22 protein-coding genes and 3 pseudogenes are annotated in these 24,022 nt (G+C 73.3%); 13 read left to right on the top strand and 12 right to left on the bottom strand.

Translation table 11 applies throughout. The features are described 5' to 3' along the window. Positions 1-28: 28 nt before the first annotated feature. On the top strand, positions 29-724 hold the full coding sequence (locus ACGFZN_RS06730) for a class I SAM-dependent methyltransferase (protein WP_393857399.1): 696 nt from the start codon (positions 29-31) through the stop codon (positions 722-724). A 112-nt stretch (positions 725-836) separates the two neighbouring features. Next, positions 837-1,283: a DoxX family protein gene (locus ACGFZN_RS06725; protein WP_393857398.1), complete on the top strand. Its 447-nt coding sequence runs from the start codon at positions 837-839 to the stop codon at positions 1,281-1,283. A gap of 355 nt (positions 1,284-1,638) precedes the next feature. Here the strand turns inward: ACGFZN_RS06725 and ACGFZN_RS06720 are convergent, their stop codons facing one another. Beyond that, the gene (locus ACGFZN_RS06720; protein WP_393857397.1) at positions 1,639-2,412 is read right to left on the bottom strand and encodes an RNA-binding S4 domain-containing protein; all 774 of its coding nucleotides are present in this window, start codon (positions 2,410-2,412) and stop codon (positions 1,639-1,641) included. Positions 2,413-2,554: 142 nt separating this feature from the next. Here ACGFZN_RS06720 and ACGFZN_RS06715 point away from each other — a divergent pair, with 142 nt between their 5' ends. Beyond that, positions 2,555-3,250, top strand: a complete 696-nt coding sequence (locus ACGFZN_RS06715) for a uracil-DNA glycosylase (protein WP_393857396.1) — start codon at positions 2,555-2,557, stop codon at positions 3,248-3,250. 48 nt (positions 3,251-3,298) lie between these two features. Here the strand turns inward: ACGFZN_RS06715 and ACGFZN_RS06710 are convergent, their stop codons facing one another. Then, positions 3,299-3,982 (bottom strand): GntR family transcriptional regulator, encoded by a 684-nt coding sequence (locus ACGFZN_RS06710; RefSeq protein ID WP_393857395.1) that lies wholly within the window; start codon positions 3,980-3,982, stop codon positions 3,299-3,301. A gap of 215 nt (positions 3,983-4,197) precedes the next feature. Here ACGFZN_RS06710 and ACGFZN_RS06705 point away from each other — a divergent pair, with 215 nt between their 5' ends. Together ACGFZN_RS06705 and ACGFZN_RS06700 are read left to right on the top strand one after the other, a co-directional pair. Beyond that, the gene (locus tag ACGFZN_RS06705; protein WP_393857394.1) at positions 4,198-5,655 is read left to right on the top strand and encodes an NCS1 family nucleobase:cation symporter-1; all 1,458 of its coding nucleotides are present in this window, start codon (positions 4,198-4,200) and stop codon (positions 5,653-5,655) included. Positions 5,656-5,660: 5 nt separating this feature from the next. Further along, positions 5,661-6,383, top strand: a complete 723-nt coding sequence (locus tag ACGFZN_RS06700; protein WP_393857393.1) for an aspartate/glutamate racemase family protein — start codon at positions 5,661-5,663, stop codon at positions 6,381-6,383. 538 nt (positions 6,384-6,921) lie between these two features. Here ACGFZN_RS06700 and ACGFZN_RS06695 read toward each other — a convergent pair. Next, positions 6,922-7,395, bottom strand: coding sequence for a GNAT family N-acetyltransferase (locus ACGFZN_RS06695; RefSeq protein ID WP_393857392.1), 474 nt, complete (start codon positions 7,393-7,395; stop codon positions 6,922-6,924). Then, positions 7,385-7,810 carry a RidA family protein gene (locus tag ACGFZN_RS06690; RefSeq protein WP_393857391.1) on the bottom strand — a complete coding sequence of 142 codons (426 nt, stop codon included), beginning with the start codon at positions 7,808-7,810 and terminating at the stop codon, positions 7,385-7,387. Before ACGFZN_RS06690 ends, ACGFZN_RS06695 begins: the two co-directional genes overlap by 11 nt. A gap of 188 nt (positions 7,811-7,998) precedes the next feature. Here ACGFZN_RS06690 and ACGFZN_RS06685 point away from each other — a divergent pair, with 188 nt between their 5' ends. The 4 genes from ACGFZN_RS06685 (at position 7,999) to ACGFZN_RS06670 (ending at position 12,423) form a co-directional block, all read left to right on the top strand. Beyond that, positions 7,999-8,823, top strand: a complete 825-nt coding sequence (locus ACGFZN_RS06685; protein ID WP_393857390.1) for a nucleotidyltransferase domain-containing protein — start codon at positions 7,999-8,001, stop codon at positions 8,821-8,823. Positions 8,824-9,034: 211 nt separating this feature from the next. Continuing rightward, positions 9,035-11,251, top strand: coding sequence for an FUSC family protein (locus ACGFZN_RS06680; protein WP_393857389.1), 2,217 nt, complete (start codon positions 9,035-9,037; stop codon positions 11,249-11,251). A 171-nt stretch (positions 11,252-11,422) separates the two neighbouring features. Continuing rightward, entirely contained in the window at positions 11,423-12,094 is a 672-nt protein-coding gene (locus ACGFZN_RS06675; RefSeq protein WP_393857388.1) for a DUF899 family protein, read from the top strand. 152 nt (positions 12,095-12,246) lie between these two features. Then, positions 12,247-12,423 (top strand): hypothetical protein, encoded by a 177-nt coding sequence (locus tag ACGFZN_RS06670; protein ID WP_393857387.1) that lies wholly within the window; start codon positions 12,247-12,249, stop codon positions 12,421-12,423. 180 nt (positions 12,424-12,603) lie between these two features. On the opposite strand, the gene ACGFZN_RS06665 is transcribed toward ACGFZN_RS06670, so the two are convergent. Both ACGFZN_RS06665 and ACGFZN_RS06660 read right to left on the bottom strand, forming a co-directional pair. Further along, positions 12,604-12,999 (bottom strand): hypothetical protein, encoded by a 396-nt coding sequence (locus tag ACGFZN_RS06665; protein WP_393857683.1) that lies wholly within the window; start codon positions 12,997-12,999, stop codon positions 12,604-12,606. Between the two features lie 419 nt (positions 13,000-13,418). Next, positions 13,419-14,063, bottom strand: a pseudogene (locus ACGFZN_RS06660) (ATP-binding protein); the annotation flags it as partial. Positions 14,064-14,326: 263 nt separating this feature from the next. On the opposite strand from ACGFZN_RS06660, the gene ACGFZN_RS06655 reads away from it, so the two are divergent. Further along, the gene (locus ACGFZN_RS06655; protein WP_393857386.1) at positions 14,327-15,187 is read left to right on the top strand and encodes a helix-turn-helix domain-containing protein; all 861 of its coding nucleotides are present in this window, start codon (positions 14,327-14,329) and stop codon (positions 15,185-15,187) included. Next, positions 15,188-15,442 (top strand): DUF397 domain-containing protein, encoded by a 255-nt coding sequence (locus tag ACGFZN_RS06650; protein ID WP_071375516.1) that lies wholly within the window; start codon positions 15,188-15,190, stop codon positions 15,440-15,442. A gap of 188 nt (positions 15,443-15,630) precedes the next feature. Here ACGFZN_RS06650 and ACGFZN_RS06645 read toward each other — a convergent pair whose 3' ends face one another. The 3 genes and pseudogenes from ACGFZN_RS06645 to ACGFZN_RS06635 form a co-directional block, all read right to left on the bottom strand. Continuing rightward, positions 15,631-17,118 carry a glutamate synthase subunit beta gene (locus tag ACGFZN_RS06645; protein ID WP_393857385.1) on the bottom strand — a complete coding sequence of 496 codons (1,488 nt, stop codon included), beginning with the start codon at positions 17,116-17,118 and terminating at the stop codon, positions 15,631-15,633. A 186-nt stretch (positions 17,119-17,304) separates the two neighbouring features. Further along, positions 17,305-17,785 (bottom strand): annotated as a pseudogene (locus ACGFZN_RS06640) (DUF1772 domain-containing protein). Positions 17,786-17,958: 173 nt separating this feature from the next. Further along, on the bottom strand, positions 17,959-18,654 hold the full coding sequence (locus ACGFZN_RS06635; protein ID WP_393857384.1) for a DUF2293 domain-containing protein: 696 nt from the start codon (positions 18,652-18,654) through the stop codon (positions 17,959-17,961). 222 nt (positions 18,655-18,876) lie between these two features. Here ACGFZN_RS06635 and ACGFZN_RS06630 point away from each other — a divergent pair, with 222 nt between their 5' ends. Next, positions 18,877-19,515 carry a uridine kinase gene (locus tag ACGFZN_RS06630; protein WP_393857383.1) on the top strand — a complete coding sequence of 213 codons (639 nt, stop codon included), beginning with the start codon at positions 18,877-18,879 and terminating at the stop codon, positions 19,513-19,515. A gap of 162 nt (positions 19,516-19,677) precedes the next feature. On the opposite strand, the gene corA is transcribed toward ACGFZN_RS06630, so the two are convergent. Further along, positions 19,678-20,805 (bottom strand): magnesium/cobalt transporter CorA, encoded by a 1,128-nt coding sequence (gene corA, locus ACGFZN_RS06625; RefSeq protein WP_393857382.1) that lies wholly within the window; start codon positions 20,803-20,805, stop codon positions 19,678-19,680. A gap of 257 nt (positions 20,806-21,062) precedes the next feature. On the opposite strand from corA, the pseudogene ACGFZN_RS06620 reads away from it, so the two are divergent. Continuing rightward, a pseudogene (locus ACGFZN_RS06620) lies at positions 21,063-21,856 on the top strand (class I SAM-dependent methyltransferase). A gap of 233 nt (positions 21,857-22,089) precedes the next feature. On the opposite strand, the gene ACGFZN_RS06615 reads toward ACGFZN_RS06620, so the two are convergent. After that, positions 22,090-23,013: a carbohydrate kinase family protein gene (locus ACGFZN_RS06615; protein ID WP_393857381.1), complete on the bottom strand. Its 924-nt coding sequence runs from the start codon at positions 23,011-23,013 to the stop codon at positions 22,090-22,092. Continuing rightward, positions 23,010-23,918 carry a pseudouridine-5'-phosphate glycosidase gene (locus ACGFZN_RS06610; RefSeq protein WP_393857682.1) on the bottom strand — a complete coding sequence of 303 codons (909 nt, stop codon included), beginning with the start codon at positions 23,916-23,918 and terminating at the stop codon, positions 23,010-23,012. The genes ACGFZN_RS06615 and ACGFZN_RS06610 overlap by 4 nt, the downstream gene beginning before the upstream one ends. Positions 23,919-24,022 lie beyond the last annotated feature (104 nt).

Below are 24,022 nucleotides of genomic sequence, written 5' to 3'. Positions count from 1 at the left end.
CTGTGCGGGGACCGGCCGTTGTCCGGGCATGACGATCGAGATGCGTGAGGGATACGAGGGCACCGGACCCGGTGCGATCACCCCGGACGGCTGCGCGGTCGAGCTGTACGAGCGGCTGCCGGTGGGCGAGGAGCCGGACATCGTCGCCGCGGCGGTACCGGCCGGGGCGCACATCCTGGAGCTGGGCAGCGGAGTGGGCCGGATGACCCACCCCCTGATCGAGCGCGGGTTCACGGTGACGGCGGTGGACGAGTCCGCCGACATGCTGAGCCGGGTCCGCGGGGCGCGCACGATATGCGGCCCCATCGAGCAACTGGACCTGGGCGGCGAGGAGTTCGACGTGGTCATGCTGGCGTCGTTCCTGGTGCACGCAGGCGACGAGGAGGTGCGCAGAGGCCTGTTGCGCACCTGCGCCCGGTATGTGGCGAAGGACGGCTGCGTGCTCATCCAGCGCGAGGGCGAGGACTACCACACCAACGTGCCCCGGGAGCGGGCCGACCCGAGCGGCTTCACGGTGCGGGTGCTCTCGGCCAAGCCGCTCGGGAACGGAGCGAATTCGGTCCACGTCGAGTACGTCTTCCCGGACGCGCGATGGACCCAGACGTTCCTGTCCCGCCCGTTGACACGAGAGCAGTTCGAGTCGGCACTTGAGGAAGCGGGGCTGGAGGTGGAGTCGTATCTGACACCCGACCGGATGTGGGCGCGGGCGGTGCCGCGGGCGTAGGCCGGCACGCGGTCGGAGATGGTCCCCGCCACAGCGATGAGTTCCCGGACCGGGCGCCGTCTACTTCGGTGACAGCAATCGACGATCGGCACCGCTTCCCCAGGAGACCCTCATGTCCGAGTCCACCGCTCCCGTCGCCCGCACCGCTTCCGTCACCGACGGTTCCCGCAGCGGCAGCAGGCGCGCCGCCCGGGTCGCCCTGCGGACCGTACAGGTGCTGCTCGCGCTGTTCTACGGCATCGCGAGCGCGCTGCCCAAGCTCATCGCGCACCCGTCGGCCGTCGACGCCTTCGACAGGATCGGCTGGGGCAGTGGGGCCATGTACACCATCGGCGCGCTCGAACTCGCCGGAGCCGTCGCCCTGTTGGTCCCCGTGCTGCAGTCCGCCGCGGCGATCGCGCTCAGCGCGCTGATGGTGGGCGCGTTCATCGTCCAGCTCACCGTCTTCGCCGGCCAGAACGCCGCGACCCCCCTGATCCTCATAGTGCCGCTCGCCCTCATCGCCTGGACCCGCCGCGAGCACAACGCGGAACTCCTGCGACTGATACGCCGCCACTGACCGCGCGTATCGGCATCGACGCCGACCGGCGGGGCGGGCGGGGGGCTCGGTCGGCGGTGTCGGTGTGTGCCGGGGTTCGGTGGGTTGTGGGGCTGGGGGTGATGCGTCGGGGTGACGGAGCGGGGGTGAGGCGGGGTCGCCGGGTCTGCGGACCGGCATGGGTATCGGCCGGTGGGGGGAGAGCCTGCCGGCGGTGTCGGTGCGTGTCCGGTCTCCGCCGGCGCGTCGAGGGGGGCCGGTCGGCGGTGCCGGCGGGTGAGCGTCCGGCGGGGACGGGGCCCGGGCCGACCGTGCCGGTGGGTATCCGGTCGAGGCCTCGCTGCTCTCCGGCGGCTTCAGCGGAGCCCTGCCTCGGTCAGCGTGCTCGGGGGCGCCCGGTGGTTCCGCCGGAGCCGGAGCCGCCACGCCTGCCGGGTCTGCCGGCTCCCCGGGAGCCGCCGGTTCCGCTGCCTGCGCCGGACCCGCCGCGGGCCCCTGACCTGCCGCGGCCGCCCGACTCGGAGCCGCCCCGGCCCGCGGATCCGCCCGGCGTGCCGGGTCCCCCGAAACCACCGGGGTCTCCGGCGGAGCCGAACGCCGGAAGGCCCGGGCCGGCGAGACCGCGGAGGCGTTCCATCTCGCGGCGGTCGCGCTTGGTGGGGCGGCCGGCGCCTCGGTCACGGATGCCGGCGGGGGCGACGGCCTCGCGGGGCGGCGGCGGGGGCGAGTTGTCGATGTAGCACTGGGCGGCCACCGGCGCCCCGACCCGCTTGCGGATGAGGCGCTTGACGATCACGACACGCTCGCGGCCCTCGTGCCGCAGGCGTACCTCGTCGCCGACGCGCACGGAGTAGGCGGGCTTCACCCGCTCGCCGTTCACGCGGACGTGACCGCCCCGGCAGGCGGTCGCGCCGAGGGACCGCGTCTTGATCAGGCGCACGGCCCAGATCCAGCTGTCGATCCGGACCGTCTCGCCCTTGCCGGGCCCTGCGGCCTCGGCGGCGGCCACAGCGGCGGCGATCTTCGGATCGACGGGCTGCTCGGCGGCGGCGCCGGAGCCGTGGGAATCGGCGGCGTCCTGGGCGGGGCCGGGCCCGTCCGGTCCACCGGTCCCACGGTTCACGTTCTCGTCCGCATCCTCGGAAGCCATGCCCCCGACCTTAACGCTCCGGGCGACGTGAGCCGGAGGCGTTTGTTGCAGGGGGTGGGGGAATGCGGCAGGGCCGCTGATCTGCGGATCGGCGCCGCCGGGCGCCGGGCGCACCCGAGCCGACGGGGCATACGGTGGCCGTATGGACGACAGCAGCGCCCTCGCTCGGCTCGACCGGCGTGTCGCGGAGTGCCGGGCCTGTCCTCGGTTGGTCGAGTGGCGGGAGGAGGTGGCCCGGACGAAACGGGCCGCGTTCGCCGACTGGACGTACTGGGGGCGGCCGGTGCCCGGCTTCGGTCCAGCCGACGCCCGGCTGGTGATCATCGGGCTGGCCCCCGCCGCGCACGGCGGGAACCGCACCGGCCGGATGTTCACCGGCGACCGTTCCGGCGACGTGCTCTACCAGGCGCTGTACGACGTGGGGCTCGCCTCCCAGCCCACCTCCGTCCGTGCCGACGACGGGCTGGAACTGTACGGCGTCCGGGTCACCGCGCCGGTGCACTGCGCCCCGCCCGCCAACAAGCCGACCCCGGGCGAGCGGGACACCTGCCGCCCCTGGCTGGTGCAGGAGCTGAGGCTGCTGCGGCCGACGCTGAAGGCCGCGGTCGTGCTCGGCGCCTTCGGCTGGCAGGCCGCGCTGCCCGCGTTCAGTGAGGCGGGCTGGACCGTGCCCCGGCCCCGTCCGGCCTTCGCCCACGGCACCCGCGTCGCCCTGGACGGCCTCGACCTCTTCGGCTGCTTCCACGTCAGCCAGCGCAACACCTTCACCGGCCGGCTCACCGCGGAGATGCTCCGCGAGGTGCTGAGCACGGCGGCACAGGCGGCCGGACTCCGGTAACCGCCACTCGTCGACGACACCGCGGCCCCTTCCAACGGCGCTCGCCCCTCAGCCGGCGTCGGTGCTGCCGTCGTCGCCGGCCTCCGGGTCCGTCCCGAACAGGTGCCGGACCGTGGACCGGTAGTTGGCGCGGACGTGGGCGAGGGCGTGGGTGCGGGCCCGGGCGGGGTCGCCGGAGGCGATCGCCTCGTACAACTCGCGGTGTTCGGTGAGGAGTTGGGGCCACTCCTCGTTGCGCCGGGTGAGCCAGCGCAGGCGGCCGTCGACCGGTTCCATGACGGAGATCAGCAGGCTGTTGCCGGCCAGGGCGCGGATGCGGTCGTGGAAGCGGGTGTTGATGTCCGTGATCGCCTCGGCGTCGCCCTCCTTCGTGGCCCGCGCGGCCTGGTCGAGCAGGTCCCGCAGCTCCGCCAGGGCCTCGGGGGTCACCCGGGACGCCGCCAGCCCGGCCGCGTACACCTCCAACGCCTCGCGCAGTTCGAAGAGTTCCCGGACGTCGGTCGGGGTCAGCCGGCGTACGACCGTACGGCGGGCGGACTCGAAGAGGACGAAGCCCTCGGCGACCAGTGCGCGGATCGCCTCCCGCACCGGCACCCGGGAGACGCCGAAGCGCTCGGCGAGTTCCCGTTCGACGAGCCGGTCACCGGGGGCGAGGCGCCCGGCGATGATGTCCTCCCGCAGGCTCGCCAGGACCCGTTCGCGCACCGCGCCCAGGGGTTCGATCTTCGTCATGGGCCCATCTTCGCCGACGCTAGGGGACTTTTACGGGGCCGTAACGGCAACGACATCGGTCCGAACGCTTGACGGCGGCACCATGTCCGCAGTTTGGTATACCAAACGCGACGGGCTTCCGTGCCTGACGCTGCCGCTCCATCGGCCTGCCCGCCGATGGTCCGTCCTCCGAGTTCCTGCGGTATGGCCCCTTCGTCCCCCGTTCAGGAGGCCCCGTGTCCCTCGCCGACCGCGCCGAAGCCACCGGCGCCCCCGCGTTCGCCCCCGACCCCCGCCTCGTCAACGAGGACCTCGCCCCCGCGAAGCAGCGGAACTGGAAGGTCTTCGACCTCTTCGCCATGTGGATGTCCGACGTCCACAACCTCGGCAACTACACCTTCGCCGCCGGCCTGCTGGTCCTCGGCATGAACGTCTGGCAGGTCTTCACCTCCCTGCTCGTCGGGTTCGTGCTCATCTATGCCGGCATGAACCGGATGGGCCGGATCGGCCAGCGCCACGGCGTGCCCTTCCCGGTGGTCGGCCGCATCAGCTTCGGCGTCTGGGGCGCCAACATCCCCGCGCTGATCAGGGCAGTGATCGCCATCATGTGGTACGGCATCCAGACCTATCTGGCCTCCGTCGCCGTCAACGTGATGCTGCTGGCGGCCTGGCCGGGCCTGGCATCCCTCACCCACCACTCCTTCCTCGGCCTGGACGCGCTCGGCTGGATCTCCTTCGTCTCGCTCTGGCTGCTCCAGGCGCTGATCATCAGCCGGGGCATGGAGGCCGTACGGAAGTTCCAGGACTTCTGCGGCCCGGCGATCTGGCTCGTGATGATCGCGCTGGCGCTGTGGGTCCTCGCCAAGGCCCACTGGAGCATCTCGCTCACCTCCACCCCGCATCCGGTGTCCACGGGCGAGCAGTGGCGGCAGTGGTTCGGCGCGATCGGCCTGATCCTCGCCACCTACGGCACGCTGATGCTCAACTTCTGCGACTTCTCCCGCTTCGCGCCCGACGACCGGACCGTCCGGCGCGGCAACTTCTGGGGCCTGCCCATCAACTCCACCGCCTTCGTCGTGGTGTCGGTGATCGTCACGGCCGGCTCGCTGAAGGCGTTCGGACAGGCCATCACCGACCCCGCGGAACTGGTCGCCAAGGTCGGCAACACCTGGGTGCTCGTCGTCGCCGCGTTCACGTTCGCCGTCGCCACCATGGGCGTCAACATCGTCGCCAACTTCGTCTCGCCGGCGTACGACCTCGCCAACGTCTGGCCGCAGAAGATCACCTTCAAGGTCGGCGGCATGATCAGCACGGTGGCCGCCCTGGTCGTCACCCCCTGGAACCTCTTCTCCAACCCGACCGTCGTCAACTACTTCCTCGGCGGTCTCGGCGCCTTCCTCGGCCCGCTGTTCGGCGTGATCATGGTCGACTACTACTGGGTCAAGCGCGGCAGGGTCGACGTCGACGCACTGTTCGACGCCCGCCCCGGCACCCCGTACCACTACCGCAAGGGCGTCAACCCGAAGGCACTGTGGGCGTTCCTGCCCTCCGCAGCGGTCGCCGCCGTGGTCGCGCTGGTGAAGAGCTTCAGCGATGTCGCGCCGTACTCCTGGTTCATCGGCACCGCGCTCGCCGCCGCTCTGTACGCACTGCTGGGCCGCCGAGAGCGCGCGATGCCGGCGAAGGAGGCCTGACAGGCGTGCGCATCATCGTCACCAACTGCAACACCACCCAGGAGATGACCGAGGAGATCGTCCGCGGCGCCCGGGCCGCCGCGGGCCCCGGCACCACCGTGACCGGCCTGACCCCCGCCTGGGGCCCGGCGTCCGCCGAGGGCTGGCTGGACAGCTATCTCTCCGCGGCCGCCGTCCTGGACACCCTGCGCACGTACGACGGACCCGCGTACGACGCCGTCGTCCTGGCCGGGTTCGGCGAGCACGGCCGGGAGGGCGTACGGGAGTTGGTGGACGTCCCGGTCGTCGACATCACGGAGGCGGCCGCCCACCTCGCCTGCCTCCTCGGTCGCCGCTACGGCGTCGTCACCACCCTCGACCGCTCCTGCGGCCAGATCGAGGACAGCCTGGAGACCGCCGGGGTGGCCCGCAACTGCGCCGCCGTCGTCGGCACCGGCCTCGGCGTCCTCGACCTCGCCGCCGATCCCGGCCGCACCGAGACGGCGTTCCTCACCGCGGCCGAGCGGGCCCGGGACGCCGGCGCCGAGGTCCTCGTCCTGGGCTGCGCCGGGATGACGGGACTGCAGCGGACGGTGGGGGAGAAGCTCGGACTGCCCGTGGTCGACGGCGTGGCGGCGGCGGTCAAGCTCGCCGAGTCCCTGGTCACCCTGGGCCTGACGACCAGTCGCGTGGGCAGCTACCAGCCGCCGCTGCCCAAGGCGAGGACCTGGGGCCACCCGGCCCGCTGAGTCGGCCCGCCGTGGCTCCCGTCCGCCAGCGTGGGCAGGCAGACCGGCGGTGACGGGGCCGTGCGCCCCGCCGCGCCCCACTCGCGGCGGGGCGCACGCTTGCCTGGCCGGTCAGAGACGCCGGACGTCAGGTCAGGCTGAGGGCCGGGAGGGCGCACTGCACCGTGCCGGTCACTGCCGTACGCCGCTCGGGGCAGGTCCCTCACGCCTGCCGTGCTGGTCACGGGCGCCGGAGGTCGCTCGGGCGGAGCGCGCGCCTGCCGCGTTCCTCATGGGCACCGAACGTGACTCGGGGCTGCCCGGCCCGGCGGGCACGGCGCCGGCCCCGTGCGCCGCCCGACCCAGGCGGCCGGCGTCGCCTGCCCCGCCGCCCGGCGCACGCCGGCATCACGCCGCCGGCGCGCGGTGCCGGTGAGGGCGGGGGCGGGCGCGGGGGAGTGCGCGGCGACGGTGGCCAGTCGGTGCTGCAATCGCCGAAGCCGACGGCCGCGCGCAGTGCCGTCGGCGTCCGGCGTCGGTCACGTGGTGCCGTCGTAGCTCACACCTGCGGTGTCCCTCGCGGGCGCCAGACGTACCGCACGTCCGGTTCCCGCTCCTCGTTGCCGCTGCCGTCGGTGAACTCGACGGCGGTGAAACCATGGCGCTCGTAGAACCGGTGGGCGGGCTTGTTGACCTGGAAGGTCCACAGGGTCAGCCCGCCCGGGCAGCGCTCCTTGGCCAGCGCGACGAACCGGTCGCCGATGCCGCGCCCCCGCCACTCGGGGTCCAGATAGAGCTGCGACAGCAACTCGCCGTCCAGCACCATCAGCCCGGCGATCGTCCCGTCACCGGCCTGCGCCACCCACGTCTCGCGCAGCGGCACGACCACGTCCCGGATGTACGCCCGCACCTCGTCGTCGGTGTGCGGCCGGACGACGGCGGGCAGGGCGGCACGGAAGGACCGCAGATACACATCGGCGGCGGCCGCCGCGTCCGCCGCCACGGCCCGGCGCAGTACGACGTCACCCGGCATGAGCGTCCCCCTCCCGCTCCGGCACCACGGCGGTGGCCGTGATCTCCACCAGCTGCCCGGTGTAACCGAGGCAGGCGACACCGAGCAGCGTGGACGAGTGCGGCCCCGCGCTCAGCCCGGAGGCCTCCACGACCTCCCACACCGCGGACAGCGCCGCGGGCTCGCCGCTCACGACGTACACATCCGTCGCCACCACATGCGCCAAGTCGCTTCCGACGGCGCGCAGTTGCTCCCGGAGGTTGGCGATCACCTGCTCCGCCTGCCGCACCGGATCACCCGGTCCGACGATCTCCCCCTTCTCGTCGAGCGGAACGGCCCCGGCGAGAAAGGCGAGCTTCGTCCCGGCCTCGACGACCGAGGCGTGGGAGTAGGTGGGTGGCGGGAAGAGCGCCGGAACGGTGACGCGCTGGATCATGAGGACTGTCCCCCGGAGACGGCGGTGAGCAACTTCCCGATGATGGCTCCCCTTCCGCCCGCCCGCATCCGAATTCTCGTGCACCGCCACCGGCGGAACACCTGCAGCACGCCGCTGACGACGGCCGCCGGCCGGCGAAGCGGAGGCGCCAGAAAACCGGTGGCCGTACGACCGCGCCGAGCGCTCCCATGAGACCCATGACCGACGACACCGACTTCCTCCGGAACGTCACCCACCACCTGGCCGCTCTTCCCACGGTCAGGGCGGTGGCTCTCGGCGGTTCCCGCGCCCAGGGCACCCACCGCCCCGACAGCGACTGGGACCTGGCGATCTACTACCGGGGCCCGTTCGACCCGGACGACCTGCGCGCCGTCGGCTGGGAAGGCGAGGTGTCCGAGGTCGGCGGCTGGGGCGGCGGGGTCTTCAACGGCGGGGCCTGGCTGACGATCGACGGGCGCCGGGTCGACGTCCACTACCGGGACCTGGACGTGGTCGAGCACGAACTGGCGGAGGCCGAGGCGGGACGCTTCCGGGTGGAGCCACTGCTCTTCCATCTCGCCGGAATTCCCAGCTATCTGGTCGTGGCCGAACTCGCCGTCAACCAGGTGCTCAGCGGCACCACGCCCCGCCCGGCCGGCTATCCGGCCCGGCTGCGCGCCACCGCCGCCGAGCGCTGGCACGGCACCGCCCGCGCCACCCTGCACTACGCCCGGCACAACCACGCTCCGCACGGCCGCGTCACCGAGACCGCCGGCTGCATCGCCACGGCCGCCGCCCAGGCCGCCCACGGAGTGCTCGCGGCCCGCGGCGAGTGGGTGACGAACGAGAAACGCCTGCTGGAACGGGCCGGACTGCGGGAGATCGACGACGTGACGGCCGCCCTGCGCCGCGAACCCGACGCGCTCGTCCGTGCCGTCACCGAAGTCGAGCGGATCGTCGGCGCGTCGCGTTCCCGGCGACTCGCCGTGCCCGGTGCACAGGACGGTCGCGCGGACGGCCGGGAACAGGACTGAGAACGAACGCCGCAAAAACGGTCATCCGGGCGGTCATGAAGAATCGCCGCGTTGCGTTCATTGAGAAAACGGCCCGCGCCCCACCTTTCACACGCGCGAAACGTGAGCGCTCCGTTCCCCGCCCCGTCGCCCCCTACCGTGGAAGCACCGCCCACCCGGCCGCCGTCGTCCGAAGGCGAGGCACACCCCGCCCGCGTACGACAGGAGGCCCGTGTCCCGGTCCGCCGTACCCCTCTGGCTCGCCCATGCCCTGCGCGCGCAGCGCGGTCCCGTTCCCTGGAGCGCAGTGGTCCGGGGTGTGCTCGGCTGCGGGCCGCTCCTGCTCGCCGGTGTGCTCGCCGGGCGGACGCCGCTCGGGGTGCTCGCCGCCATCGGCGCGATGCTCGCCGGGATCAACGACCGGCCGGGCAGCCGGCGCGCCTCCGTGCGGCGGCTCGGGGTGCCCGCGCTCGCCGGCGCCCTCGGGCTGCTCGCGGGGACGTACGCCGGGCAGGGGCCGGCCGCCGTACCGCTCACCCTCGTGCTCACCGCGCTCGGCCTGGTCGCCGGCGGCATCAGCGCCATCGGGCCCGTCGCCTCCGCCGCCGGCACGCACCTGCTCGTCGGCGCCGCGATCGGCGCCGGGATGCCGGCGGCCGAGAGCGGCCGGCAACAGGCCCTCGCCTTCCTCGCCGGAGCCGGCTGGCTGCTCCTGCTGCGGCTCGGCCTGCCCACGCCCGGCTCGCTCGCCGGGGACTTCCGGTTCGACGGGGAGCGGGAGGCGGTCGCCGGCGTGTACGACGCCATCGCCGCGCTGGTCGAGGCCGTGGGCGGGGCGCAGGCCACCACGCGACGGGCCGCGCTCAGCGCCGCCCTCGACCACGCCCAGGACGCCCTCGCCGGGCCGCGGCTGCGCCGGTACGCCAGTTCCGCCGCCGAGCGCCGGCTGCACGCCCGGTACGCGGCCGCGCTGCCCCTCGCCGAGGCCGCCACCGCCCTGTTCTGGGTGGGGGAGCCGGTGCCGGCGCGGGCCGCGGAAGGTCCCCGGCGCCTCGCCGCCGCCGTCCGCGCCGACACCGCCGCCGGCCCGCTCCCCGCCCCACCCGTCCCGCACACCCCCCGCCCCGGCCCTCGTCCGCACCGGACCGGAAGGCGCCCCGACGACCCCACGGGCCACCACCCCGCCGGAACGTCCCTCGCCCCGGCCCTCCGCGCCCTCGACGACGCCCTGCTGTCTGCCGCCGAGGCCTTCGACCGGGGGGACGGCGCCCAACGGCGGCTCCTCACCCGGCGCCTGGGTCTGCGGGGGGCGCTGCGCGCCGTGTTCGGCAGTGGCGGGCGCGAGTACGGGATGCGGGTCGCCCTCTGCTTCGGGGCCAGCGCCGCCATCGCCCAGGCGCTGCACCACACCCGCTGGTACGGCCAGCACCAGCACTGGTACTGGATGCCCGCCACCGCCGTCTTCCTCGTCAAGCCCGACCTCGGTCCGCTCGCCTCCCGGGTGCTGTGCCGGGCCGCCGGGACCGTGCTGGGCGCCCTGGTGTTCGCCGGGCTCGCCGCGCTGCTGCCCCGGCCGGCGGGGCTGATCGCGCTGGTCGCGGTGTGCGGGGCGCTCGTCCCGGTCGCCACCCGGCACTTCGCCGCCCTGACGGCCGTCGTCACCGTCCTCGTCCTCGCCCTGGTCATGGCCGGCGGCGAGCCGCAGGCCTCCGTCAGCCGGATCGGGGAGACCCTGCTGGCCTGCGCGCTCGTACTGGTCGTCGGCCATCTGCCCATGCCGGGGCAGCGCGGCGGCGCGGTACGCGCGCGGCTCGCCACGGCCGGGAACGCCGCACACGCCTACCTCACGCACGTCCTCGACGAGTCCGGCGGACGCGACGAGTTCGGCGGGTCCGGCGGGTCCGGGGAGTCCGGCGAGTCCGGGAGGTTCGGCGAGTGCGGCGGATCCGGAGAGTCCGGCGGGTCCGGGGGATCCGGGGAGTGCGGCTGGTCCGGCGGATCGGACGGATCTGGTGAGTCCGGCGGGTCCGGCAGGTACGGGGGGTCCGGGGCGCCCGGCGGATCCGGGAGGTTCGGCGAGTGCGGCGGATCCGGCGGGTCCGGCGGGTCCGGGGAGGCCGGCGGATCGGGAGGGTCCGGAGACTACGGCGACCGTGCCGAGCGGTGGGCGCTGCGCCGCGAGGCCTACCGCACGCTCGCCGAGGCCCGTACCGCCATCGCGCTCGCCGCCGCCGAACTGCCCTCCCTCGCCCGGCACACCGCGGGCGCGGACGCCGTCGCGGACGTCCTGGAGCGACTTGTCGACACGACCACCGCCTGTGCCGTGCACCTCGACGACACCGGCCGCCTCACGTCGCGGCACGTCGAGCAACTCCGGACGGCCCTGGTCGAGTTGGAGCTCCAGGGAGTCGAGCTGCCGCCGCACGGCCGTACCGCGGCCCTCGTCTGAGACGCCGTCGCAGAAGCGTGCGCCGCCGTGCGGGAGTTGAGGCGCGGCTCGGGTGTTGACGGCTCCTCGGCACCGGGAGCCGTGCCGCGGAAAAAAATCTTCGCGTCCGGCGATGAGTTCCGCTGCCCGCGACGGTCAGCACCTCGAACCGACCGTCGGACAGGAGGGCCCATGTCGCTTCCGGAGATCGTCTCTCGTGAGCAGTGGCACGCGGCGCGCGAGGAGTTGCTGCGCAAGGAAGAGGCGGTCAGACGGGCGCGCGAGGTGCTCGGCGCGGAGCGGCGGCGGCTGCCCATGGTCGAGGTCGACCCGGAGTACGTCTTCGAGGGCGGTGACGGCAAGGCCACCCTCCTCGACCTCTTCGAGGGCCGGGCCCAGCTCGTCGTGCAGCACTTCGTGTTCGCCCCGGAGCGGGAGACCGGCTGCCCGTGCTGCTCGGCCCTTCTCGACCAGGTCGGCCACCTCGCCCATCTGCGTGCCCGGAACACCTCGTTCGCGGCCGTCTCCCGGGCGCCGTTCACCAGGATCCTGCCGTTCAAGGCGCGCATGGGCTGGACGGCGCCCTGGTACTCCTCCTCCCACGGCGACTTCAACCTCGACCTCGAGGCCACCGTGGTGACCGACCAGGGCCTGGTCGACCGTCCGGGCATCAGCTGCTTCCTGCGCGAGCACGACCGGGTCTTCCACACCTATTCGGTGTACGGCGACGCGGACGACGGCTCGGGCGGACTGGGCGGCCTGGACGGACTCGGCACCCTCGCGGGTCTGCTCGACCTCACCCCGCTCGGCCGCAACCCGTCCGGAAGCGACCGGCTGCGCCTGCACGACGAGTACGACCACTGACACCGAGCGTGCGCGTCGTGCCACAAAGTGAACGGACTCTCACGGTCCGCCCCGAACGGGTGTAGGTAATGTCTCAGTCCCGTCACTGAGCGAGCCGTTTTCCTTCTCCAGGGCGTTAACTCCTACGAGTACGACGCTCTTGGAGGTGCGAGATGGTGAACGGGCGAACGGTGCTCGAACGCTTTCCCGCCGGTGGTCCGCGGGGATCCTGGCCCGCGGAGGAGTTCGCGCAGGCGCGGCGTCAGGAAGGTCTGGCCGCCGAGGTCGTCATGGACCTCGCGACGGACGCGTTCCTCGTCATCGTGCGGGGGACCGAGGCCGCCGAGTGAGCGGACCGGCACGGTCGTCGGCCGCACGGTGACCTGCCCCGCCTGCGGCCGTACCGGGGGTCGTGGACACCGCCGCCCCCGGCCGGTGACGAGGACAGGGCACGTGCCGGAGCGCGGGCACCTGACGGGCGTACGGCCAGGCTCGGTCAAGTCGTGACATGAGGGCGGCGCGGCCCGGTGCTAACGCTGGGAGGCCGCCCGAGACCAGTCCGGGGCCGTCCCGGTCACCCGGCACAGGGCCAGGTAGAGCGGGATCGGGGGCGTGTACGGCACCGTGCCCTCCGGGCGGTGGATGAGCCGGGCCGCGCCGGTGACCAGGGCGCCGGGGGCGTAGTGGGCCGGGGACGGCCAGGGCAGGGCGTAGTCGGAGTCCGAGGGGACGATCCACCACCAGCGGGCGCCGTCGGCGTACACACAGCCCAGCCGCGGCAGCCGGGGTACGACGAGCGGGCCGAGCCGGTCCGGCACCGCCACGGCGTCACAGCCGAGCGGCACGGTCATGCCCTCCGGCACCGCGAGCCTGCGGGGCGCCTCCGGGGCGGACCTGCGCCGCTGCAGCCGCACCAGGGTGTCCAGCCCGAGGGACGGCCCGGAGGACTCGCCGACGACACCGACACCGGGGGCACCCGGGCCGAGGGTCCCGCCGGTGACGTCCTGCCCGTGGGAGCCGCGGTCGGAGTCACGGCCCCGCGGGTCGTGGCCGCGAGAGCCATGGCCGCCGGTCACGGACGTTCCCCGGCGCGCTGCTGCTCATGGCGGTGATCGCCCGGATGAACCCCGCCGCGGTGCTGGTCGGGGATCCGGTGCTGCTCCGGCCGATGCTCTACGGCCCCAAGCTGCTCGACGACCGGGTGTTCCCCGGTGCGATGGTGCTCGGCGCCGTGGTGCGGAGACTGGTGCGGCGGGCGGTCCAGGAGCCGGTGCCGGTGGAGCTCCGGTGTTCCATGGCTGTGCTGGTGCTGGTGCTGGTGCTCAGGTGGGCGAGTGCTGAGGTGCCCGGCGGTGTGATGCCGGCCCTCCGGGGAGTCGTCCTCATCGGAGTCGTCCGGGCGGTCCGGCTTGGGGCGGGCGCCCCAGCCCAGGTCGTCCCGCGGAGCGGCGGTGTCGCCGGCCGTGTCCGTCCGGCGTGCCAGTTCGGCCCAGACCAGCAGTCCGGCGCCGTGTTCCTGCGCGCCCCAGGACAGGCACAACGCGTCGACGAGAAGCAGTCCTCTCCCGTGCTCCTCCTCGGGGCGCTGCGGGGAGGGGTGGGGTTCGCCCGGAGCACAGCCCTCGTCCCGTACGGCTATGCGCACGGTGTCGGCCTGGTCGTGCAGCTCGCACACCACACGCCTGCTCGCGGTGTGCACGATCGCGTTCGTGACCAGCTCGGATATGACCAGGGCCGCGCTGTCGCAGGTGTCCGCGCACACCGACCAGCCGGCCAGCCGGGCGTGCGCGAGGCGTCTGGCCTGGGCGACGGAGCCCGGATGCGCGGCAACCTCGAAGCGGAACCGGCGCTCGGCAGCGCCCCCGTCGGGGGCTGCTCCCTGCCCCGCTCCCGAACCGGCTCCCGCGGGGATACCGCCATCGGCGCCAAGACCGGACCGGTCTGCGGCGGCGTCTGTTCCTAAGGGCGCGGACGGAATCACGCTTGCCACTATCTCCCCGGCGGGAACACTTGGCAAGTGTCACTCTGAAAATTGCAGAGTGCCGTGTGACTCGGTCGGATGCCGTGGCACACTGCTCGCAACAGCACGTCGCGCGGCGCCAATTGGAGGCACCGGAGACCACCCAGGTCTTCGAATGCACCTTCGAATGGCGCCGCAGGCCTGTCGGGGAACGTCCGTCCGGAACCGTCCGGCAGGACGGGGACAGGGACAGGGACAGAGGTTGAGGCGGAGCAACCGGTGGAGGTGAGAGCGTGAGCGAGCCGCGGTCCGCGCCGACGGTCGGGCAGGTCGTCCTCGGGCGACGCCTGTTGGACCTCCGGGAACGTGCCGGGCTGAAGCGCGAGGAAGCCGCCCGTGTGCTGCGCGTCGCGCCCGCCACCATCCGCCGCATGGAGACGGCCGAGGTCGCCCTCAAGATCCCGTACCTGCAACTGCTGCTGAAGGCCTATGGCGTATCCGACGACGAGGCCGAACTCTTCGTCCAGCTCGCCGAGGAGGCCAACAAGCCCGGCTGGTGGCAGCGTTTCCACGACATCCTCCCCGGCTGGTTCTCGATGTACGTCAGCCTCGAGGGCGCGGCCGGCCTGATCCGCTCCTACGAGCCGCACTTCGTCCCCGGCCTGCTCCAGACCGAGGACTACGCGCGCGGTGTACTCAAGTCCGGCGCCATCGGCCAGACCAGCCCCGAGGACATCGAGCGGCACGTCGCCCTGCGCATGCAACGCCAGGAACTGCTCACCCGTCCCGACGCCCCCCGCTTCTGGGCGGTGATGGACGAGACCGCCCTGCGTCGCCCGGTCGGTTCCCCGGAGGTGATGCGCGCGCAGATCGACAAGTTGCTCGAGGTCACGAAGCTGCCCCGGGTGACGCTCCAGGTCGTCCCGTTCGACAGCGGGCCGCATCCGGGGACGTACGGGCCCTTCGTGCTGTTCCGATTCGCCATGCCGGAGCTTCCGGACATGGTCTACAGCGAGTACCTGACCGGCGCCGTCTACCTGGACGCGCGCGCCGAGGTGGCGACCCATCTCGAGGTCATGGACCGCATGGCGGCACAGGCCGCTACGGCACAACGCACGAAGGAGATCCTCCGGGATCTCCGCAAGGAGCTGTGAATGGATCGCATCACGCCGCGCGGACACGTGTACAACGGCATGCCCGCGCGGGAGTTGGGCAGCGAGGGCTGGCACAAGCCCTGGAGCGGCGGCAACGGCGGCAACTGCCTGGAGGCGATGAAGCTGGCCGACGGCCGGATCGCCGTACGCCAGTCCACCGACCCGGACGGGCCGGCGCTGATCTACACCACGGACGAGATGACCGCGTTCATAGAAGGCGCCAAGGCGGGGGAGGCCGACTTCCTGCTCTCCTGACCTCGCTTGGCGTGTGCTGCTACTCGCTCGGCTTCCTCATCATGGCACCGACTTGAACGTTCCCCGCGTCAGACGTCCACTCCCGCGTCCCAGGGCGATGGACACCTGTGAGCCGCATCCCGCGCGGATGCACGACTGAGGCGGGGGCCGGCGGCTGCCGGCCCTCGAGCCCCGGGTGCCGGCCCCGCCTACACCCGCATGGGCCGATCCCGGGGCGAGACCGGGGCCGGCAGCTGTGAACTCCCGGTCAGATAGCGGTCGACGGCCGCCGCCACCGCCCGTCCCTCCGCGATCGCCCAGACGATCAGCGACTGCCCGCGCGCGGCGTCGCCGGCGGCGAACACCCCGGGCACGTTGGTGGCGAAACCGTCGTCCCGGGCGATCGTGCCGCGCGGTTGCAGCGCCAGCCCCAACTGGCCGATCAGCCCGTCCTCCTGGTCCGGCCCGGAGAACCCGAGAGCGAGCAGCACGAGATCGGCGGGCAGCGTCCGCCCGCTGTCCGGCACCGGGCGCCGCGCCGCGTCCACACCCACCAGGTGCAGCGACCGCACCCGCCCGCTGTCGTCCCCGGTGAAGCGGAGCGTGGACGCCGCGAAGAGCCGCGCGTCCGCGTCCGCCGCCGGAGCCGTACGCAGGTCCCGCGCCTCCTCGTGCGCGGCCGACAGCCGGTACAGCTTCGGGTACGTCGGCCACGGCTCGGTGTCCTCGTCGCGCTCGCTGCCCGGCTGGGCGTAGATGTCCAGCTGGGTCACGGACGCGGCCCCCTCGCGCACCGCGGTCCCCAGACAGTCCGCACCGGTGTCTCCGCCGCCGACGATCACCACATGCTTGCCGGCCGCCGACAAGGGGGAGACCTCCAGATCCCCCTCACGGACCCGGTTCGCCAGCGGCAGATACTCCATCGCCTGGTGGATCCCGCTCAACTCCCGGCCCGGCACCGGAAGTTCCCGCCACGCCGTGGCCCCGGTGGCGACGACGACGGCGTCGTACCGTCCGCACAGCTCCGCCGCCCCGACATCCCGGCCGACGGCGGTCGACGTACGGAACTTCGTCCCCTCGGCCCGCATCTGCTCGATCCGCCGCTCCAGATGCCGCTTCTCCATCTTGAACTCGGGGATCCCGTATCGCATCAGCCCGCCGATCCGGTCGTCCTTCTCGTACACGGCGACCGTGTGCCCGGCCCGGGTCAGCTGCTGGGCCGCGGCGAGCCCGGTGGGCCCGGAGCCGATGACGGCGACCGTCTTCCCGGACAGGCGCTCGGGCGGCGAAGCCGGGACGAAACCTTCCTCCCAGGCCCGGTCGGCGATCGCGCACTCGACGTTCTTGATGGTGACGGCCGGCTGGTTGATCGCCAGGACGCACCCCGCCTCACAGGGCGCCGGACACAACCGGCCGGTGAACTCGGGGAAGTTGTTCGTCGCGTGCAGCCGGTCGCTCGCCGCCCGCCAGTCCTCCCGCGAGACCAGGTCGTTCCACTCCGGGATGAGATTGCCCAGCGGGCAGGCGTGGTGGCAGAACGGGATGCCGCAGTCCATGCACCGGCCGGCCTGCTTGCTGATGATGGGCAGCAGCGCTCCCGGGACGTATGTCTCGTCCCAGTCCCGCACCCGCTCCTCGACGGGCCGCCGCGGCCACTCCTGGCGCGGCGTGGTCATGAACCCCTTGGGATCGGCCATGGTCGTCTTCCTCGCCTACGGAGACCGCGCGGGCACCGCGTGTACGACCGGCCGTACGTCATCGGGCGGCATCCTCCGGCACCCTTTCGGCCACGATACGTCCGCGCCGACGGCCGCGCAGAGTGGCTGACAGCGCTTTCTCCGGGTTGGTCGGAGGCGGTCCGGGGCCGGGAGGCGCAGCCGGGGTCAGGCGAGGGCCAGCAGGTAGATGAGGGCGGCCGCCGCGGAGGCGGCCGTGCGGACGTGGTTCCAGAACGTCCACTCCCGCACATACGCCGGCCAGTACACGGCGGCCTCCGGTGCGCCCGGGGTCAGCCGGGCCAGCCGCTCGTTGCGCCGGGATGTTCGCCGCGATCGTCAGCACGAACGCGCCGAAGAGGTACAGCGCGCTGCCCAGCAGCAGTTCCGTCCTGCCGTCCTCCGGCCACACCACGAACGTCACCACCGCGATGATCGCGCTCAGCACCGCCGAACCCGTGAACACCGTCGTGAAGACGGGCCGCACCGCGGCGGCGTTGATCGCGTTCATCGCGGCGACGCCCTGCGCGGGCGGCAGCGCGGCGAGCCCCCGCATCACGAAGGCCGAGAAGGCGCAGAAAACCCCGGCCATCAGCCCGGTACCGAGAACCCCCGCCACGACCAGCACGAAGAACGGCCCGTCGATCATCTCCCACGCCCCATCCCGTCTCGTCCCACCCCGTACGCACCCGGCATCCCCTCCGGGAAGCCGGCTCCGGCCAGGCCTGACGAGCGCCGCCGGCGAACGCACCCGGCGAACGCACGCGTCTCCGCCCCGAGGCCGATTCCCGCCCTTCACCCGGACCGGTGTCCGTTCGCTCCTCAGCCGACGTCCGCACCGGCGCTCTGCCAGCCCCGCAGCACGCTCTCCACCGCCGGGGCGATCCGGCGCCGTGCCTCGTACCGTGGCACCCCGCGCATCAGCAGCTGGTCGTACGTCGTGTCCACGTGCCGTACGGCCGCCACGACCGCCGACACCACCGCTCCCTCCGACAGCGCCCGCCCGGCCGCGCTCCGCCCGACCCGTCCGCTGCCCCGGGCGGACGCGTGCGCCGCGATCGCCTGTGCGCGATCGGCGGGGCAGCCGGGAAACAGCCGCAGGATCTCGGCCGCGAACGCCGCCGCGAACCGTTCGTCCTCCGCCGCCCGGCGTCGTGCGTCCCGTGCCCGTCGCCTGCGCCGCGCTTCCGCGTCCGCCAGACAGCGGGCCTCGGCCCGGGCCAGCGCCGCCTCCTCCACGAGCACGCCCTGCCGCTCGTAACGGCTCTTGCGCCGGTTGAACCGCACCACCACGACCGACAGCCCGCTCTCCTCCCGCGACCTGCGGGTCAGCGCGGTGTCCCCCCGCGGCAGGAACACCAGGTGCCCGAGGTCCGCGCAGTCCAGGCAGCGCGGAGCCCCGTCCTCCAGCACGAGCAGCGACAGCGGCCCGCGCCGGCAGGCGGAGCACCGCTTCGGCTTCTGCGCCTGGATGACGACAAGCCGACCGGGGGAGTGGGGAGTCGAGGGGAGCGCCATACGCGGTTCATTCCCCGTCGCCCACCCTTCCCACGCCGCGCCTGGTCCTTCCTCGTCCCCGCCTCTGCCTCACGCCTGCCTCACGCCTTCCGTCATCCCTGTCTCTGCTCCCGCTGCCTCCTCCCGCATGTGGTCCTCCGCTCCTCCCGCACGGGTCCTCGCGCTCGGGATTCCCCGGCAGCCGCCGTCACCCCACTTCCCTCCACCCGGCATCATGGGCCCGTGCGACTCGAAGCGATCACCTGGGACCGGCTCGCGGAGCTGCTCGCCGACCGGCTGGCCGCGCTGGAGCCGGCCGACGGCAGCGCCTGGCCGCGCGCCGGCTTCGACGGGGCCCCGGCCGCCCGGCCCGGCGACCTCGCCGAGCGCGTCGGGGAGGCGCTCCGGGTGCGGGGCCGGCCCTCACTCGTCATCGGCGCCGAGGGCTTCCTGCGCCCCGCCTCGCTGCGCCTGGAGCACGGGCACCGGGACGCGGAGTCGTACTACGGCGGATGGTTCGACGCCGGCGCCCTCTGGCGCGAGGTCTTCGGCCCGCTCGACCCCGGCGGCACCGGGCGCGTCCTGCCCGACCTGTGGGACCCGGCCACCGACCGGGCCACCCGCAGCCCCTATGTCCAACTCCCGCCCGGCGGGATCCTGTTGCTCCACGGCCCCCTTCTGCTGCGGCACTGGTTCCCCTTCGACCTGACCGTGCACCTCCTGCTCTCTCCGGGGGCCCTGCGCCGCCGTACCCCCGAGGCCGATCACTGGACGCTCCCCGCGTTCGAGCGCTACGAGGCCGAGACCGACCCCGCCGGCACGGCCGATGTGCTGGTCCGCGCCGACGACCCGCGTCATCCCGCCTGGAGCGGTGGATCCTGAGCGGGGGCCCCGAGCGGTTGATCCCGAGCGATGGATCCGGATCGGTGATCTGGAGTGGTGATCAGGAGCGGTGATCCGGAGAGGTTGATCCGGAGAGGTTGATCCGCACGGCCTGGCAGGAGGGTGCGGAGTTGTCGCTGCGGGCCGCGCCGGGGCCGTGGATCAGAGCCAGCCGTTGCGCCTGAAGCCCCGGTACAGCACCAGGCACGCCGCCGCCATGACGGCCATGACCAGGGGATAACCGAACCGCCAGTGCAGCTCCGGCATGTGGTCGAAGTTCATGCCGTACACCCCGCACACCATGGTCGGCACGGCGATCACCGCGGCCCACGCCGTGATCTTCCGCATGTCCTCGTTCTGCGCGACGGTCACCTGCGCAAGGTGGGCCTGGAGGATCGAGTTGAGCAGTTCGTCGAACGCGGCGATCTGCTCCTTGGCCCGTATCAGATGGTCGAGGACATCCCGGAAGTACGCCTGTATCTCCGGGGCGACGACCCGGATGGGACGGGTGGCCAGGTCCTCCACCGGCCGGCCGAGCGGCACCACCGCCCGCTTCAGCTCCAGCAGTTCACGCTTCATCTGGTAGATGCGCCCCGGATCGACCCGCGCGCCGTTCTCCGAGAACACGTCCGTCTCGACCTGGTCGATGTCGGCCTGCACCGCGTCGGTGACGTTCAGGTAGTCGTCCACGACGTGGTCGGCGATCGCGTGCAGCACCGCGGCCGGACCCTTGGCGAGCTGCTGCGGGTGCGCCTCCAGCTCCTCGCGCAGCGGGCCCAGCGAGCCGTGCCGGCCGTGACGCACCGTGATGACGAAGTCCTTGCCGACGAACACCATGATCTCGCCGGTGTCGACCACCTCGCTGGTCGCCGTCAGCTGTTCGTGCTCCACGTAGCAGACCGTCTTGAACACCGCGAAGAGCGTGTCGCCGTAATGCTCCAGCTTCGGACGCTGATGAGCCTCGACCGCGTCCTCCACCGCCAGCGGATGCAGGTCGAACAGCTCGGCGATACCGGCGAACTCACGGTCCGTCGGCTCATGCAGTCCGAGCCAGACGAAACCCTCGCCCGTCTTGCGCACCATCCGCACGGCGTCCACCAGGTCCGTGCACTGCGGCACGCGCACGCCGTCCTGATACATCACACAGTTGACCACCGAGGAACCCAGCGGCGACCTGGCGGGATGGCTCAGGTCCACGCGTGGCCGCCGCCGGGCCAGCCGGGCCACCTTGCGCAGGCCGCCAACCCTGCTCAGCCCCGTGACCTTCCGCAGATTCCCCGCCATGGACATCTGGATCCCCTCGTCTGGTCTCCCTCACTCGACGCTTTCGCGCCTTGCCCGGCAAGTCTGCCAGCCGAGGGCAAGACGCGGGTGAGCCTGTGGGAAGACGAAATTCCGCTTGGTTCCAGCCTGTGGACGAAGCGGTGGCGGCCGAACGTCGGACCCGGTGCGGGGAGAACGCCGGTGTGGTGGCTGAGGCGCCGGTGTGCGGCTGAGGCGCCGTTGTGGATAAGGCATGGGTGCGCGGAGAGGCGCATGATCGAGGCATGACCTCATCCGACGGGTACCTCCTGGACAACCGGCAGAACGAGGCCGGCGAGCGTTTCGACGCGTTCACCGCCCTCTTCGATCCCACGACCTTCCGGCACATCGAGGCGCTCGGTATCGGGCCCGGCTGGCGCTGCTGGGAAGTCGGCGCCGGTGGAACCTCCGTGGTGTCCTGGCTCGCCGAGAAGGCCGGCCCCGCCGGAAGGGTCGTCGCGACCGACATCGACACCTCGCGGCTCGACGCGGTTTCCGGCCCGTCGGTGGAGGTCCGCGTGCACGATGTGGGCGCCGACGAACCGCCGGGCGAGGGCTTCGACCTGGTCCACGCCCGGCTCGTCCTCGTCCATGTACCGGACCGGGCACGGGCGTTGCGGTCCATGATCCAGGCCCTGCGGCCCGGTGGACGGCTCCTCGTCGAGGACGCCGACCCCGCACTCCAGCCGCTGGCCTGCCCCGACGAGTACGGCCCCGAGCAGCGGCTCGCCAACCGGCTGCGCCAGGGCTTCCGCAAGCTGCTCGCCGAACGCGGCGCGATCTCTCGTACGGCCGCAAACTCCCGCGTCTGCTCCGGGAGGCCGGCCTGAGCGCGGTGGAGTCCGAGGCGTTCTTCCCGGTGACGTCTCCTGCCTGCACCGTTCTCGAGGCCGCCACGGTCCGCCAGATCCGGCACCGCCTCGTCGCCGCGGGGCTCGCCACCGACGAGGAGATCGACCAGCACCTGACCAATGTCGAGGCCGGAGGCATGGACCTGGCCACCGCGCCGATGATCTCCGCGTGGGGCAGGAAGGACTAGCCGGGCGCACCGCGCCGACGCCCGTACCACTGCGTCGCCCCCGGCCACGTCCGCGACGGTGCACGCGACCCAGTGCCGCCCCGAGCCACCGCCGCCGGCGCCTTAGCGGCCGTCGACGAAGAGCGTCGGCAGACGGCCTGGCGGCCCCTCGGATGCCGCGGTCGGGGCTGGGCGTCTCCCCGGAGCCGACCGCCGATATCGGCCTTCGGCCTGCCCCCCGAACGCAGGGCGAATCAGCCGCCGCTCGCCGGGCGCGGCGGTCTGCCGCCCACCCGTTCCACCGCCTCCGCACCCGCCCTGCAGCCGTGTGCCGCCGCCTCCTCGGGGGCGGTACCCGCGAGCAGCGCAGCGAGGAACGCGCCGGTGAAGGCGTCGCCCGCGCCCGTGGTGTCCCGAGGTGACACCGGCACCGCCGGTACCCGGGTCGGTGTGCCGCCGGAACGGACGACCAGCGCACCGTCCGCCCCGGCCTTCACCACCACGAGCGGAACGAGACGGCTCAGCTTGACCGCCGCGTCCGCCGGATCCGGCAGCCCCGTCAGCAGGCACGCCTCGTCGCGGCTGGGCAGCAGGACGTCCAGCTCCTCCGCGAACGCCAGGAAGCGGTCCACCCCCAGCCGTACGAGGAAGCCCGCCGACGCCGGATCAAGGCTGACCGGTACGCCACGCGCCCGTGCGGCGACGAGAGCCGTCCGCGCCAGCTCCCGGCTCGGCTCCGTGAACAGCAGATAGCCCGACAGATGCAGCCGGGCCACCCCGTCGAGCAACGCGTCCGACCAGTCGGCGGGTTCGAGCCGCAGCGACGCCCCGCTGTCCGTGAGGAACGTGCGCTCGGCCGCCGCGCCGGCGTCGACGAGGCAGATCACCGTCCCGGTGGCCGCCACCGGATCGACGACCAGCCGGGGACGCACCCCGGCCGCGACCAGCTCGCGTCCGTGCCACGCGGCCGACTCCCCGCCCACCCGGCCGAGCAGCCGTACGTCCGCACAGCCCGTGTGCGCGGCCCAGCACGCCACGTTGGCGCCCGCGCCGCCCGGCAGCGTCCGGATCACGGCGGCGGTGTCGGTGCCGGCCGCGAGGGGCCCGTGGTGCCGGGCGACCACATCGGTGACCACGTCGCCGACCACCAGCAGGGCCCCGCCCGGACCCGCGGTCATGCCCGGGTCCACGCCGCGGCGATCCGTGCCGCCAGCCGTACGTTGCCGCGCACGGCCGCCAGATTGGCGTCGAGGGAGGCGCCCTCGGTGTGCCGGACCAGGTAGTCCAGCAGGAACGGGGTCACCGCCTGACCGGTGACGCCCTGGTCCGCGCAGGCGCGCAGCGCGTCGGCCAGCACGCGCGCGTGCAACCCGGGATCGAGCTGCTCGGCCTCGGGCACGGGGTTGGCGACGATCAGCGCGGAATGCGGTGCGTCCAGCGCGTCCTGGGCCCGCATGACGTCCGCGACCTGCTCCGGCGTGTCCAGCGTCCAGTCGACCGGATGCCCGGAGTCGGACAGATAGAAGCCGGGGAAGCGGTCCGTGCCGTAGCCGGCGACGGCCACGCCCAGCGTCTCCAGCCGCTGCAGGGTCGCGGGCACGTCCAGGATCGACTTCACGCCCGCGCAGACCACCGTGATCCGGGTGTCCGCCAGCAGACGCAGGTCGGCCGACTCGTCCTGGGTCACCGTCCACTCCCGGTGCACCCCGCCCAGCCCGCCGGTGGCGAACACCCGGACGCCCGCGAGCGCGGCCAGCTGCGCCGTCGCCGACACCGTGGTCGCCCCGCTCGCGCCCGTCGCCACGGCGAGCGGCAGATCGCGGTGGCCGAGTTTGCGCACCCCGTCCTCGTTCGCGACCCGCTCCAGCTGCTCCTTGTCCAGGCCGATCCTGGGCCGGCCGTCGAGGACCGCGACGGTCGCCGGGACGGCGCCCTCCCGGCGGACCGCGTCCTCGAGTTCCAGCGCCACCTGAAGGTTGCGCGGGCGGGGCAGACCGTGCGCGATGATCGTGGACTCCAGGGCCACCACCGGCCGCCGTGCGTCGAGCGCTTCCCGGACCTCTTCCGACACCATCAGCACCACAGGCACCGCCTCCTGTCCGTCGGTAACGGCCTTTCCTCATCTCTGGCGGGCGCCGGCCGCCGCTAAACGCTTGCGGCCTGTGGGGGACACCACCAGCCTGGGGC

The sequence above is a fragment of the Streptomyces sp. NPDC048192 genome (assembly GCF_043202415.1).
In the GTDB taxonomy this organism is placed as follows: domain Bacteria; phylum Actinomycetota; class Actinomycetes; order Streptomycetales; family Streptomycetaceae; genus Streptomyces.
The sequence above is the reverse complement of the archived record's forward strand: the minus strand, read 5'-3'. Positions and strand labels throughout refer to the sequence as shown.

What these genes read in the sequence shown, in the direction of transcription:
- ACGFZN_RS06650 (WP_071375516.1), top strand. Translation starts at nt 15,188, where the DNA reads ATGGATCGCATCACGCCGCGCGGACACGTGTACAACGGCATGCCCGCG.
- ACGFZN_RS06710 (WP_393857395.1), bottom strand. Translation starts at nt 3,982, where the DNA reads ATGACGAAGATCGAACCCCTGGGCGCGGTGCGCGAACGGGTCCTGGCG.
- ACGFZN_RS06670 (WP_393857387.1), top strand. Translation starts at nt 12,247, where the DNA reads ATGGTGAACGGGCGAACGGTGCTCGAACGCTTTCCCGCCGGTGGTCCG.
- ACGFZN_RS06715 (WP_393857396.1), top strand. Translation starts at nt 2,555, where the DNA reads ATGGACGACAGCAGCGCCCTCGCTCGGCTCGACCGGCGTGTCGCGGAG.
- ACGFZN_RS06635 (WP_393857384.1), bottom strand. Translation starts at nt 18,654, where the DNA reads ATGGCGCTCCCCTCGACTCCCCACTCCCCCGGTCGGCTTGTCGTCATC.
- ACGFZN_RS06690 (WP_393857391.1), bottom strand. Translation starts at nt 7,810, where the DNA reads ATGATCCAGCGCGTCACCGTTCCGGCGCTCTTCCCGCCACCCACCTAC.
- ACGFZN_RS06730 (WP_393857399.1), top strand. Translation starts at nt 29, where the DNA reads ATGACGATCGAGATGCGTGAGGGATACGAGGGCACCGGACCCGGTGCG.
- ACGFZN_RS06720 (WP_393857397.1), bottom strand. Translation starts at nt 2,412, where the DNA reads ATGGCTTCCGAGGATGCGGACGAGAACGTGAACCGTGGGACCGGTGGA.
- corA (WP_393857382.1), bottom strand. Translation starts at nt 20,805, where the DNA reads ATGTCCATGGCGGGGAATCTGCGGAAGGTCACGGGGCTGAGCAGGGTT.
- ACGFZN_RS06645 (WP_393857385.1), bottom strand. Translation starts at nt 17,118, where the DNA reads ATGGCCGATCCCAAGGGGTTCATGACCACGCCGCGCCAGGAGTGGCCG.
- ACGFZN_RS06695 (WP_393857392.1), bottom strand. Translation starts at nt 7,395, where the DNA reads ATGCCGGGTGACGTCGTACTGCGCCGGGCCGTGGCGGCGGACGCGGCG.
- ACGFZN_RS06685 (WP_393857390.1), top strand. Translation starts at nt 7,999, where the DNA reads ATGAGACCCATGACCGACGACACCGACTTCCTCCGGAACGTCACCCAC.
- ACGFZN_RS06615 (WP_393857381.1), bottom strand. Translation starts at nt 23,013, where the DNA reads ATGACCGCGGGTCCGGGCGGGGCCCTGCTGGTGGTCGGCGACGTGGTC.
- ACGFZN_RS06725 (WP_393857398.1), top strand. Translation starts at nt 837, where the DNA reads ATGTCCGAGTCCACCGCTCCCGTCGCCCGCACCGCTTCCGTCACCGAC.
- ACGFZN_RS06675 (WP_393857388.1), top strand. Translation starts at nt 11,423, where the DNA reads ATGTCGCTTCCGGAGATCGTCTCTCGTGAGCAGTGGCACGCGGCGCGC.